Source organism: Janthinobacterium woesei, from assembly GCF_051380875.1.
GTDB lineage: Bacteria > Pseudomonadota > Gammaproteobacteria > Burkholderiales > Burkholderiaceae_D > Janthinobacterium.
The window spans coordinates 1-12435 of record NZ_JBNYXW010000010.1 but is presented as its reverse complement, the minus strand read 5'-3'; the positions used below and the strand labels follow the sequence as shown (position 1 = coordinate 12435).

Sequence of the window (12435 nt, the reverse complement as noted above, 5' to 3'; positions counted from 1 at the left end):
CCTATTCCATAACTTTGACTCGCACTCCATGATGGCACCTGAACTACAGCAGTTCCGGTTCGGGCAGCCAAGGCAGTACGTACGCTCAACACCTCGCTGATAGTTTCCAAATACACAATAATGACGATGCGAACTTAGTTTCGACAAGCAGTTGGCTTGTCGTCGTCCGGTAATTCGGCGCGTGCAGGGCGTCACACCCGCACAGCATGCTGCCGCTGAGAGCCAGAGTCATAAGAACGACCACTGATTAATAAGTTGCTGCAGCGATATCGCTGAGGCTCGCCCGGTCGGCGATCATCTCATTACACCTTTTAAGGAGTTGTCATGCGTGCACTGGTCTACCATTCTGCTCACGACGTCAAGGTCGACACAGTACCCGACCCCGTTATCCAGGAGCCGGACGATATCATCCTCAAGATCTCCGCGACTGCCATCTGCGGCTCCGACCTGCATCTCTACCGTGGCAAGGTGCCAGGCATGAAAGAAGGCGATATCATGGGCCACGAATTCATGGGCATCGTCGTCGATGTCGGGCCTGCCGTCACGAAGCTGCAGAAAGGCGACCGCGTCGTTGTGCCCTTCGTGATCGCCTGCGGCAGCTGCTTCTTCTGCGACATGCACCTGTTTTCCGCCTGCGAGACGACCAATCCCGACCGCGGCACCATAATGAACAAGAAGTCACTGCGCTCGGGCGCGGCACTGTTCGGTTTCAGCCATATGTATGGCGGCGTACCCGGCGGGCAAGCCGAGTACGTGCGCGTGCCGAAAGCGAATGTCGGTCCCATCAAGATTCCCAATAATCTCGAAGACGAGCAAGTACTCTTTCTCAGCGACATCCTGCCAACGGGCTACCAGGCCGTCAAGAACGCCGGTGTGGGGCCGGGATCGAGCCTGGCCATCTTCGGCGCCGGCCCAGTCGGCCAAATGGCTGCGGCCAGCGCCCGCATGCTCGGCGTTGAGAAAATCTTCATGATCGACCACCACGCCTACCGCCTCGACTTCGCCAAGGCCACGTACGGCGTGATACCGATTAATTTCGATGACGCCGATGCTGCCGAAGTCATCATTGAAAACACCAACTATCGCGGTGTCGACGCCGTCATCGATGCCGTCGGCTTCGAAGCCAAGGGCAGCGCCCTGGAAACCACGCTGGCGGCGCTGAAGCTCGAAGGCAGCAGCGGCAGCGCGCTGCGCCAGTGTATTGCCGCCGTGCGTCGCGGCGGCACTGTCAGCGTGCCCGGCGTCTATGCGGGTTTCATTCACGGTTTCCTGTTCGGCGACGTCTTTGAAAAAGGCATCGGCTTCAAGACCGGGCAAACCCATGTGCAGCACTTTATGCCGGAGCTGTTGCAATTTATCGACGAAGGCAAGTTGCGTCCGGAAGTGCTTATCTCCCACCGCATGAATCTGGAACAGGCACCAGACGGCTACAAGATGTTCGACAAAAAAGACGACGCCTGCAGGAAGATCGTGTTGCGCCCTTAGCAAGCGGGTGTATGAACGCATGCCAAGTAATGGAGATCGAATTGGCCGCAGGCACATGCGCCCCTAATGCCACAATCTAAACGCTTCATGTGTGATTTTACGAACAGACTTGCACATGGAAGATGCCGATAGTGGAGATTCCGCAAAAGCGTTAAAGGAGTGATGACCATGAAATACATGCCGAAAGAAATTGTGTGGGTGGCCTTCCTGGCGTGCATCGGTTCGGCTTGGGCAAGTGACCAAGACCCTGCGAAGATGAATGAGCGACCAGCTTCGACTAGCCCAGCTATGATCGATGCCGACAATACCAAACTGAACGCGCGCGATGCCGGTAATGCAGAGGTGACGCCGCAGGCACAGTCTAATGCCAAGGCCGACCGTGAGGTTCTAGCGGCGGTGCGCAAAAGCATTGTCAAAGATAAATCGCTGTCGACCTATGCGCACAACGTGAAAATCCACTTCAGCGCCGGCGTCGTGACGCTGCGCGGTCCCGTCAAAAGTGACGACGAAAAGAACAAGCTTTCCGCGCTGGCCAAGTCGGTCGCCGGGGTAAGCGCTGTAGACAATCAAGTAGATGTCAAAACCCATTAATTCGGAGAATCATCATGAACACTGCAGTCTATTGCATTGCGCAAAATCAAACGCAAACTGAGAACATCGTCGATAGCCTCAAGAACGCCGGCTTTTCCAACGATGCGATCTCGGTGCTGTTTCCAGATAAGTCCGGCACACGCGACTTCGCACACGAACAGAACACGAAAATGCCTGAGGGTGCAACTACCGGCGGCATTGCCGGCATGGGCACAGGCGCCATTTTGGGATGGCTCGCCGGCATCGGCTCCTTGGCCATTCCAGGTGTTGGCCCATTTATCGCAGCAGGCCCGATCATGGCGGCCCTGGGCGGCGCGGCCGTCGGTGGTGCGGCTGGCGGCCTCATCGGTGGATTGGTCGGCATGGGCATTCCAGAATACGAGGCAAAGCTTTATGACGGCAAAGTCCGTGATGGCAACATCCTCATCTCGGTACATACCAACCAATCGGACCAAGTAACTGCGGCCAAAGAGATCTTTGAACGGGAGAAAGCAACGGACATCAAATCTACCTCCGAATCGCACGCCCCTGCGAACAGCTAGACGTTTCTCGCTCGAGGCACCGTTAGATCTGCATGCCAAGAAAGGACTGGATGGGTCCCTGCAGCGTCAGACTTCGGCATGAGCTAGACGCAGTCGCAAACGTCATATGCCGGCCGAGCCCTGTTCAGCGGTCACCGTCATGAAGCACATGAACTGGGGGGGCTAGTCGGGCTACTGCCTTGCACCAAACAATCAGCTAGTCACAGTCCTACGCAAAAGCAGGTGAAAGTCTGATGATATAGCCCTACAGACGCCCTAAGATTGATTCCCCGGCGACATTATCGGCTGATGACGTTGACCAGGTTTACAACCACATTGGAGATCATCATGACTGCATCAAACAAAGGCGGGTAATCAAGGCAGCAATACCCCATCGGGAAGCGATTCCAAAGGATCGAAGGCGAGTTCCAGCGATAGCAAACAGTCGCAAGGGGGTAGTGGGAACCAAGGCGGCAGCAAGTCGGACTCGTCGCAAAGCGGCGATACGGGCAACCGCGGCTTTGCTTCGATGGATCCAGAAAAACAGCGTGAAATCGCTGCCGAGGGCGGCCGCGCGGCACATGCTTCCGGTAACGCTCACGAATTCACGACCAAAGAAGCACGCGAAGCCGGCGCCATGAGCCACAAGAACGATGGTAACCAGCAGAGCGACAGCAGTTCGGGCGGAAAATCCGATGGTGGTCAGTCGGGCGGCGGTACTCAGGGCGGCTCGGCGCGCTCCAGCTCGTCCGCGTCATCGTCGGGCAGCAATAAATCTGGTTCGGGTTCGGGTTCGCGTTCGAAATAAGACCACCATGGGCGCGCCGTAGCGCGTCCAATGACACAACAAGGAATCGACATCATGGCAACGACATCGAAATCAACGGAAGCAGCCGCTAATGGCCGTACCGTCAATACAGCGCAGGTAGACGCCATTGCCCTGCTGACTCAGGATCACAAAAACGTCAAAGTGCTGTTCGAACAATACGATGCGCTCAGCGACCGCTCGCGCGCGAGCAAGAAAAAACTGGCGACGCAAATTTGCCTCGAATTAACCAAGCACGCCACTGCAGAAGAAGAAATTTTCTATCCCGCCGTGCGCGAAGCGACGGGCGACGAGGATCTCATTGATGAGGCAACGGTCGAGCATGCCTCGGCGAAGGAATTGATTGCACAGATCCTGTCCATGAATCCCGACGAGGACCTTTACGACGCTAAAGTCAAAGTGCTGTCGGAGCAGATCGATCACCACGTTGGTGAAGAAGAAGGCGAAATGTTTCCCAAGGCACGCAAAGCCAATCTCGACCTGGACGGCTTGGGTGCAGCGATCAAAGCGCGCAAAGCCGAAATCGAACTTCCGCTATTGCAGTAGTAGCACCACGGCAGCGCGCTCCCGCGCGCTGCTTCTTGCGGATGCGGCCCTTGCCTCCGTTGTCCATGTGCATGCGACCAACGTGCCTCGTTTCTGCAGGCAAGATCCCCCCGTCCTCTCACGTACGTACGATTTTTCACCGTAACTGGGGTTAGAGGCACGCCGTTATACACAATTCTTGGCGTTGGCCCGGTTCCGTAATTTTCCCATTGTTTTCGCTGCGACATTGACCTCTTTCATCCCAAGCCAGATGGTCTTGACGCCCGGCTCTCCGTCGTTTTTCCGGCCAAGGAATCCGCCCAACTGGGCGATCAGACGCAGCACGTCGTTGAGCCTGGGTTTGTCCGGCATATCCTGATCATTCAACAGGTAAGCACCATGAATTTCGTCCGGGTCGAAGAACAGCGTGGCATCAAGGTCGGGACAGGTTCGCCCGCTACGCATCAGGTAAGCGATTCGCCAGGCGATGACCATGAACAAAGCCAGCGCACGTTCGAGCTTCTCGATCGTGCCCAGCTGCAGCGCCTCGACGCGGCAGGCGTTTTTCAGCACGTCGAACAGCATTTCGATTTCCCAGCGGGCTCGATACCAGTCGATCAAGGCGACGGCGTCGATGTCGTTGTCCACCGTGCGGTTCGTCAGCAATCGCCATTCGACCGGCGTGGCGCCGGTCGGCGCGCCGATTTCGCGTGCGACGACGCACGTGGCCGATACCGTCGCGCCTTTTCCCGCCGGAAGTTCGATGCGCCGCGCCCACAGTTGCTGGCGCACAGGACGCGCCTTCACGTCTTTGCGCGCCGGCATCTGGAAGCTGATCTCGCCCAACGGTGCACCTTCGGTGGTGTGCGCCCACAGCTTGTTGCCTTCGGGCAAACAGCGGTTGTGCTTGGCGCGTACCAGCCAGTCGGCCGGCGTGCCCAGCTCTTGAGCCCGTGCCATCAATGGCATCAGGTCGGCTTCGCGGTCGGCCACGTACACCAGGCGTGTGCCGGGCAATTCGGGTGCCATCTCGGCAATGCGCTCGTAGCCCTCGATCCAGCGCAGGCTTTCCTTCGGGCCGCCGCGCTGGCCGGCCTCATCCTTCAAAGTACGCGCCCACATCCACGCATTCAGCACGCCCAGCGGCTCTCGTTCGGGTGTCACTGCGTAAGTTGGATGCACATACATGCCGCGCTGGGCCTCGTAGCTCAGCGGCCCCAGCCCTTTGCTCTCCTGGCCGTTGAAATCGAGTTCCGTCGTGTCTTCCAGGCACAGGATGACGGGATAGGCCGCCATGCGCTGCTGGGTCTGTTGCCAGTGCGGCGCCATCAAGGTGCGCCAATCGACGCTGTCGTTGTCGAAAAACCGATACGCCGCCACCGTTTCGCTCCAGCCCAGGCTGGCCTTCGGGATGCTCGCCATCGGATCGGCTGCAAATCGTTCCATCAGTATTCTCGCTCGCTTGTTCAGGCGCGCATCACCCAAGTCCAGCTGTTCAAACTCCGTTGCTGCCCAGTGCGTCGATGCGGTCGCCAATTGATTTACCTAAAAGACGAGAGTAAACGCGAAAACGAGAAAGTTTACAAGGGCTGCCGCAACGCATTGAATGTAAACGGCTTTTTCGCCCACGCGCTCGACGGTCAGCACTTGTGTATAACGACGTGGGTTAGAGGTGCAATGGAACAGAAAATTGGGTTAAACAGTTTCGCGGAGCTTTCATATACCAGGTAGCGCCCTGTCGCGAGCTGACCTCAAAGCCTTAGTCACACATGCACTTCGAACTAGTCCGTACGCTCCCTCATTTGGTGAGTGAAGGGGGAAGTGCCAAGTTACGTCGCCGCTGACATTCGAAGCAAATCCACCGTGTCGTCCTGTTGCGTAGCACGCAGCTTCCGGAGTCGAACGGTACACCGCTACCATGTGTGCTGCAATGGCCACGGCCCGTTGTTCTGGCAGCGGCTTCAGTCAGTTTGGTCTGGTCATTTGGCCATGCATGTCATCCGGATATAAGCACACGATTACTGTAGGGACTGATGCTAACTATCGCCCCCGGTGTTAGCTGTCGAAAAGTGCTGGAAAATGTTAGCTTAATTCGTTTATTCAACGCCTATCACGAAATAATCTTGACATTAAGCATACGCTCAAATAGCCATACCGCCGAAATCAATATAATCAACGCAGATCCTGCCTGGAGTACGAATTTCCGATAGACGAAACTACGTCGTGCGACGAACGCGACTGGGAGAAACACTACAACAATAGCAATCTGCCCTAACTCAACTCCGATGTTAAAGCCTATCAGAGACAGCATCAACGACCCGGTAGGCAATCCAAGATCAAGCAGCACGCTGGCGAAACCGAAACCATGAATCAACCCGAAGGCAAATGCTACCAGAGCCAGACGACTGGTCATGGGCCAGATATTGTTTATTGCCGCTAGCATAACCGATACAGCAATTGCCGATTCGACAAACTGAGACGGCAGTGCTACCAAGCCAAGTGTCGCAACGGTCAGCGTTATTGAATGGGCCAATGTAAAGGCAGTTACGATCTTCAGCACCTCGAGCGCGGAGGAGCGGAATGTGTCGCGAGCTTGCCAGCTCCGGTCGCGCCACACCAATACCGCCGGCAGCAGTAGCGAAAGCAGGAACAAAATATGGTCGAAGCCGATCCAAATATGCCAAACGCCATGTTTGACGTAGTCACAAAACTGCCGCCAGCGCGACGGAGCCGCCAATTTCAGTGTCTGGTTGGCACTGTCGGGAGTGAAGATGGCGGTGGAGGTAAAGGCCCCATTTTCTAGACGAAGCAAACCTTTATGTTGTGGATCGAGATCAAACAGCAGCTTGTAGTCGAGGTTCAACGTGGAGACCTCGATTGGACACACAGCGTGCAGGCGCAGCACCGTATAAGCTCCGTCGCTGTGATCGTCGAGCAGCTGAGCCGATGACACCAGCGGGCAGCTCCCGCCCCCTGGCACCGCAATAATCAGGCGCGCTAGAGCATAGGCGGCGATATCGCCATGTTTAGCACGCACCTCCTCCCAGGTGAGTTCTCCGTTGCCATCGGCATCGAGACCGATGGCCATGTCGAGGTCACGCAGCGCAATGTCCCATTGACCGTCCACCTGCTTGCCGTGGACCCTCAAGGTCAGGTAGCTATCACTCGGTTTATGAGCCATTGCCGGCGCGGCGCACACGGCCAGCATCACTGTCAGTAATACGGAAAGCGCGCCCTTCACGTCCGCTGGCCCAGTGCACGCAGTTTCGCCAGCGGTCTGGCAATGGTCCGGTCCTCAATTTTGAATTTGGCGATCCAGTCAAGGGCAGTTTTGGCCGCAGTAACGTTGCCACTGGCAACCGCTGATTCGATCAGGATACGAAGATCGGCAGGTTCCTTTTGTACCGCCCAATTTAGCAGGGCCAGTCGCACGGCGGATTGTGAGTCGTTGTTCAGAACTAGCTCGAATCGGGCCTGCTCGCGTTGGTGGACAGTGTCTCCGCGCAGCATGGCCGCGTTGAACCGACTACGCAACGCTTCGGTCTGCGCCTTCGCATCGGTTGATCCGACGTTTTTTAGCGCGATCGCATACCGCAGCAGCAACGCATCGATGCGGCCTTTGTCCTTGAGCAGCTTGGCAACTTCGGTCGAGCGGCCACGGTCGAGCAGGAAGTCCGACCAGGCGCCAAGTAGGTAACTGTCTGGCTCTCCCGCGTCCAACGCCTGTCGGAATAGCGTGTCGGCCATCACGTCATCGCCGTTGCGCGCGGCCATTTCGGCCAGCAAAGTTTGTGTCCAGCCACGCACTTTCGGGTCAGTATCGGGATAACGCTCTAGCATCGCTTTCAAGCTGGAGAAGCTACTCTTGGCGTCGCCGTTCAGGCTGCCAACATTAGACAAACAGGTTTGCACGATCAATGCAGGTGCGCGCGAATACAGACGCATACAACTACCTTTGGCTGCGACGAGGTCGCCCGTCACCATCTGGACGGTGGCGCGTGTTAGCCACGCTTGGGCATTCCCGGTATCCCGTCGCAGCACGGTGTCGAGGTCGGCCAGTGCCGCCGCAAACCGGTGCGTGCTCTGAAATAGGGTGGCACGCAACACCAGTACCTCGTCTGGTGCGTCCCGCTGTTTCCACCATGGCGCCAGCGCCGCTTGCGCATAGCCCAGGTAACGCGGGTCACCTTCAATGCGGGCCTGCTCGATGTAGCGCCGCACAAGGATGCTCGCGAGTGGCAGGTTTTTTGGCTCTTTACTTAGTTCACTACGCAGTTTGAGAAGCTCGCGCTGGATGGGGTTGGCGCGGACTGGCAAGTACTCGATGACTTGCGCACCGTTTGCGGGTATGTAAGGTTTAGCAGAACAGGTGACGTTTAATAAAAATAATAGCAGCAGAATGGCGAGCGCGTGGTCCGGTCGGCAGTGAGGAAAATCCATGTTCATGGTGGCCTTTGAGAAAGTGGAACCCCCGCTTGTGAGAGCAAAAGGTTCCAGCCGCGCACTTTCACGCGCACTTAGCCCAGTGGCTGTGGCTCCGTGTCTTCCGGCGCGGTGACAACGGTGGCCTCGATGGAGACAGCCTCAGTGTCGTCAGGTGAATTTGCCGTCAATGCAGCGACGATGGCGTAGAACGCATCTATCACTGGCGTGGGCGTCGGCTCTGGAGGAGGATGATCGTCGCCAATATTGTTGTCGCTGCCGCAACCAGCGAGGCTGGCGACAGAGAGCAGCGCGACCGCGATAACTGTTGCCCATTTTCCGGAAATGAAATCGATTGGTTTCATGACGCTTCCTCCTCTCAGTTATTGCCTGGCAACGGCGTATTCAGGTAAGGGAAGGCCGCCTTGAAATCGGCGGCGGTCTTACGTACGCCGTCAGTAAGCACTAAGCCGCCGGCAGGTGCATCGCTAGGTTTGCATCCAACTTTCAATGTATCACTTGCGCCGGTCAACGCGCATAACGCGCCCATCGCCACGCGCAGTGAAACGTCAACGACGTCGTCACCTGGACGGCGTCCATTTGGGAAACCTGCATTATCGCCACCAGCTACGCCGAGCGGATTTTGCGTCTCCTGAGCGGTTGGCGCGATCGCCGTATTCAACCGTAGCATTTCAGAAGCTACTACGTTTTTTGGTTGATTGACGCCTTCGAGACCTTTCAGGAAAACGGTGACCAAGTCGTTACGCGGGAAATTGGTTGGCGCTTTGGCTGACGGGAATAGGGTCTCCACCACTGCGGGTAGCACCGGATTAGTGACGTAGTTGATGAACTGTGCGTCATCTTTCGGCTTTGACGCATTGAAGCGATCCTTGTCATCCATTCCGATGATGACTTCATTCACGAGCGGCATGCCGACGCGCGAAACTTGGCTCCATGCACCGCCTTCCTTGGTGGCGTTATTCAAGCCAGTGCCAGGTGTTGGGTTCAGCAGGCGCCCTTGACGCATGCTGGCGGTCGCGTAAGCGCCGATGACTGGCTCAGTGCCGTTGGTCAGGCAGGCAATTGGCATTTCTATAGCAATCGAACTGATGTTTTTGCCTTCCAAATCGTTCTTATTGCCACCCACTTCAGGGCCAAGCGGGTTCAGATTAAACAGGTCAAAGATCTTGCCCACGGCGATGTAGAACGGCTCTTTGCGCTGGCCCACGAACACACGGCCGGTGCCGCATGTTCCCATCGCCACGTTGTACATATGCAGGTTAGCATAAGTTTCATAGCCGGTCGCGCCGCCGAACGTCTTGTCGCCGATGTTGTCCACAGGCTTGTCGAACTCGGTCGCTCCACCAGTTGCGCCTGCAAGGCGAGTGCGCGTCCCGCCGCGTCGGTCCCCCTTGACAAGATCAATGGTGTAGGTTTCCCGCACGTTCAGTGAGGCAGGATTAACACCTGAAATAGTCGACGAATTAATAAGTGGAATCAACACGGACTTGCCGCCGATCGTCAGTGCGGCATGTTTTGACGTGTTCTTGAAGCGAAACTGGAAGGTGATGTCTTCCTTTGCGTCGCCATTGTTGTCGACGTGGATTTCGTACAGCGCGTTTTCATCAAACTGGTAGAAATTCGGGCCGCCTTGCGGATCTTGGAATGGAATGAAGTTGGCGATCATCGTGACATAGCCGTCGCGGCCTGGGGCGTAACTTCTGAACATATAGAAGTCAGTTCCGTCAACTTTGGGGGCTTTGGTCAAGAACGGTGCTTCGCGGTGACTCGATGCTCGCGCGGGGCCGATCGTGGCCGCGAATAATGTGGCTGTGGCAGCCGCCAGCGCGCATAGCGTGACTTTATTATAAGCTTTCATTTTTCGTGTCTCCATGAGTTCCATGACCGCAAAGCGCGGTGATGGGAATACTTATTATTTATTACTTGTTACTTAATAAGTTATACATGAAGACAAGCTGTGTGTATGTGGTCAATCTAACATTACGTTCAAGTGCCAACGCTGGTGTCATCTCTCGTTGCAATCGGTCAACATTAAAAGTTTCATTGCTTCATTTTGTTGCTTGCGAGATAGTAAGCAAAGACGACGAAGCAAAGAGAGTCTGATGTCAACTAAACTCGCTAACAAGTTCTGTTTGGTGCATATTGCGCTTACGGGCGTGGACCGAGACTGTCCAGGCTCGTTTAAGCGTCGACAAGGAAGGGCAGCATGTCTTTTTGAGGAATGCAGACGGTGAAATGTCCTTCGCGAAATGTCGTTCTTAAGTTTTTTTTCACATTCAAATTAGTAGGTTTTCGGCATGAATCCACGGCGCTATATTTAATTTTTTTGGGAAATACATGCGATTTAATTATTTTTTTTCGCAAAGGCCTTTTTAAGCGCGTTAGCAGCAAACTGCTCCGCTTCCTTAGCTTTGGGAACGACTGCTCCCATACCAAAAAATTCATGGGTAACCCCTGCATATTCCTTATAGGTTACTTGTACGCCATCATTCTTCAACTTGTCTGCGTATGCCTTGCCCTCGGAGAGTAGGGGGTCAATTTCAGCTGCAATGATGGTTGCAGAAGGAAGACCTTTCAAGCTAGTTGCCTTGAGCGGTAGAGCCATTGGACTCGATGGGTCAGCGCCGTAGTGTTTGAAAAACCATTCCATCATCGGCTTGTTGAGCGGTTTGGCGTTTGCGTTAGTCACGTAGGATGGCTGCGTCATGTCGTCGCTAACGACCGGGTACACCAGCAACTGGTGGACCGGCATCGGGGCCTTCTTTTCGCGCGCCATCAACGACACGACGGTTGCCAGATTACCGCCGGCGCTTTCGCCTCCTACCGCCACGCGGGTTGGGTCGCCGTTGAATTCCTTGGCGTGCTCCAATGTCCAGGTATAGGCAGCAAAGGCATCATTGGGCGCGGCCGGAAATTTATTTTCAGGCGCACGATGGTAGTCAGCGGAAACGATAATCGCCTTCGCCATCTTCGCGAGGGCGCGGGGCGAGGCGTCGTACACTTTAGTATCCGCAATCACGAAACCACCGCCGTGATAGTAGACCATGATGGGGAAGGGACCCTTACCTTCAGGGCTGTAGATGTATATTGGAAAGTCGCCCGTTGGGCCTTTGATCATCATGCTCTTGACTGTCACGCCAGCTTCAGGCGCAGTGTCTTTGCCCATGTTGGTCATAACCTTCTTGACTGCGTCGGCAGGTGTTGGTTGCTTGCGCGCTTCTTCCGGTGATAGGTTTTCGATTGGCTTGCCGCCTAGTGATGCGAGCGCGTCGAGCACCTTTTGCATATGCTTGTCCGCTTTTGGCGGCTGAGCCGGTTCGGCAGCAAGCACTCCTGTGTAGAGCATGGCGCCGAAGGCGGTGGCGAGAAGTTTGAAAGCTCGGGTCATGGAGTGGCTCCTGAAAGATGTCGTGAAAAGGTGGCAGCGCAATATGGCTATTCCACAAAATACTGGATCGGTGAGGTCTGGTATGTGCGCGCACGCACTTTGCAAAGCCGTTCCTTATGGCCTGTAAGGTCGAGGGAGTTGAATACATTGCAGGGAATCAAACGGTAGACCCGCATCCAGTTTTCTCAGGCCTATCGAATTCGTTTATTCTGGCACTTCAAAAGTTGGCGATCAGGTTCGCTCGGATCGAGCGAGATTCAATGGGGTGAAAATGCACGTCGAACTTGCCTTCAGCAGCTTCCCCTGGGAGCCGTGATTCATAGGCGTAGTCGATCGCCGAATCGCGCCTATTGGTCAGATTGTAGACTTCCACGGACAGGCGCAACTTGGGCGAAAACTTGTAGCCGACACGGGCGTTAACGCACGCCGTTATACACAAGTCCTGACCAACGAGCGCGTGGGCGAAAAAGCCGTTTGCATTCAATGAGTTGCGGCAGCCCTTGTAAACTTTCTCGTTTTCGCGTTTACTCTCGTCTTTTGGTTGCGACACGAAGTCGCGTGTAGGAGCTGTTTCCCCGTTGACCGGAGGAGACCACCGGTGTCACCCGGTGAACCTAGGAGCCTGAATAAAGAGCGGTTCTGACAACGTAACGTAG

Annotated in this window: 12 protein-coding genes; 5 read left to right on the top strand and 7 right to left on the bottom strand. The window is 55.6% G+C overall.

The genetic code is table 11. From position 1 onward, the window contains the following. Positions 1-324: 324 nt before the first annotated feature. From ACQ4W6_RS12905 to ACQ4W6_RS12885, 5 genes are all read left to right on the top strand, one after another. On the top strand, positions 325-1485 hold the full coding sequence (locus tag ACQ4W6_RS12905; RefSeq protein WP_436567584.1) for a zinc-dependent alcohol dehydrogenase: 1161 nt from the start codon (positions 325-327) through the stop codon (positions 1483-1485). A gap of 168 nt (positions 1486-1653) precedes the next feature. Next, entirely contained in the window at positions 1654-2076 is a 423-nt protein-coding gene (locus tag ACQ4W6_RS12900) for a BON domain-containing protein (protein ID WP_436567583.1), read from the top strand. Between the two features lie 14 nt (positions 2077-2090). Continuing rightward, the gene (locus ACQ4W6_RS12895) at positions 2091-2618 is read left to right on the top strand and encodes a hypothetical protein (protein WP_436567582.1); all 528 of its coding nucleotides are present in this window, start codon (positions 2091-2093) and stop codon (positions 2616-2618) included. Positions 2619-2949: 331 nt separating this feature from the next. Further along, entirely contained in the window at positions 2950-3405 is a 456-nt protein-coding gene (locus ACQ4W6_RS12890; protein ID WP_436567781.1) for a KGG domain-containing protein, read from the top strand. Between the two features lie 54 nt (positions 3406-3459). Further along, positions 3460-3969, top strand: a complete 510-nt coding sequence (locus tag ACQ4W6_RS12885) for a hemerythrin domain-containing protein (protein WP_436567581.1) — start codon at positions 3460-3462, stop codon at positions 3967-3969. 165 nt (positions 3970-4134) lie between these two features. On the opposite strand, the gene ACQ4W6_RS12880 is transcribed toward ACQ4W6_RS12885, so the two are convergent. From ACQ4W6_RS12880 to ACQ4W6_RS12850, 7 genes are all read right to left on the bottom strand, one after another. Continuing rightward, positions 4135-5484, bottom strand: coding sequence for an IS4 family transposase (locus ACQ4W6_RS12880; protein WP_436567580.1), 1350 nt, complete (start codon positions 5482-5484; stop codon positions 4135-4137). A 574-nt stretch (positions 5485-6058) separates the two neighbouring features. Then, complete coding sequence (locus tag ACQ4W6_RS12875; protein WP_436567579.1) at positions 6059-7189, bottom strand: HupE/UreJ family protein; 1131 nt, start codon at positions 7187-7189, stop codon at positions 6059-6061. Continuing rightward, positions 7186-8394 carry a tetratricopeptide repeat protein gene (locus ACQ4W6_RS12870; protein WP_436567578.1) on the bottom strand — a complete coding sequence of 403 codons (1209 nt, stop codon included), beginning with the start codon at positions 8392-8394 and terminating at the stop codon, positions 7186-7188. Before ACQ4W6_RS12870 ends, ACQ4W6_RS12875 begins: the two co-directional genes overlap by 4 nt. Positions 8395-8465: 71 nt before the next feature. Beyond that, a complete protein-coding gene (locus tag ACQ4W6_RS12865) occupies positions 8466-8735 on the bottom strand; it encodes a hypothetical protein (RefSeq protein ID WP_436567577.1) in 270 nt (89 codons plus the stop codon). 14 nt (positions 8736-8749) lie between these two features. Further along, on the bottom strand, positions 8750-10249 hold the full coding sequence (locus tag ACQ4W6_RS12860) for a DUF4331 domain-containing protein (protein WP_436567576.1): 1500 nt from the start codon (positions 10247-10249) through the stop codon (positions 8750-8752). A 486-nt stretch (positions 10250-10735) separates the two neighbouring features. Further along, the gene (locus tag ACQ4W6_RS12855; protein WP_436567575.1) at positions 10736-11779 is read right to left on the bottom strand and encodes an alpha/beta hydrolase; all 1044 of its coding nucleotides are present in this window, start codon (positions 11777-11779) and stop codon (positions 10736-10738) included. Between the two features lie 217 nt (positions 11780-11996). Beyond that, positions 11997-12329, bottom strand: coding sequence for a hypothetical protein (locus ACQ4W6_RS12850; protein ID WP_436567574.1), 333 nt, complete (start codon positions 12327-12329; stop codon positions 11997-11999). Between the last annotated feature and the right edge of the window lie 106 nt (positions 12330-12435).

Bases quoted from the DNA above. Each gene is read 5' to 3' on its own strand.
- ACQ4W6_RS12870 (WP_436567578.1), bottom strand. From the start codon at position 8,394: ATGAACATGGATTTTCCTCACTGCCGACCGGACCACGCGCTCGCCATT.
- ACQ4W6_RS12865 (WP_436567577.1), bottom strand. From the start codon at position 8,735: ATGAAACCAATCGATTTCATTTCCGGAAAATGGGCAACAGTTATCGCG.
- ACQ4W6_RS12860 (WP_436567576.1), bottom strand. From the start codon at position 10,249: ATGAAAGCTTATAATAAAGTCACGCTATGCGCGCTGGCGGCTGCCACA.
- ACQ4W6_RS12895 (WP_436567582.1), top strand. From the start codon at position 2,091: ATGAACACTGCAGTCTATTGCATTGCGCAAAATCAAACGCAAACTGAG.
- ACQ4W6_RS12905 (WP_436567584.1), top strand. From the start codon at position 325: ATGCGTGCACTGGTCTACCATTCTGCTCACGACGTCAAGGTCGACACA.
- ACQ4W6_RS12885 (WP_436567581.1), top strand. From the start codon at position 3,460: ATGGCAACGACATCGAAATCAACGGAAGCAGCCGCTAATGGCCGTACC.
- ACQ4W6_RS12855 (WP_436567575.1), bottom strand. From the start codon at position 11,779: ATGACCCGAGCTTTCAAACTTCTCGCCACCGCCTTCGGCGCCATGCTC.
- ACQ4W6_RS12900 (WP_436567583.1), top strand. From the start codon at position 1,654: ATGAAATACATGCCGAAAGAAATTGTGTGGGTGGCCTTCCTGGCGTGC.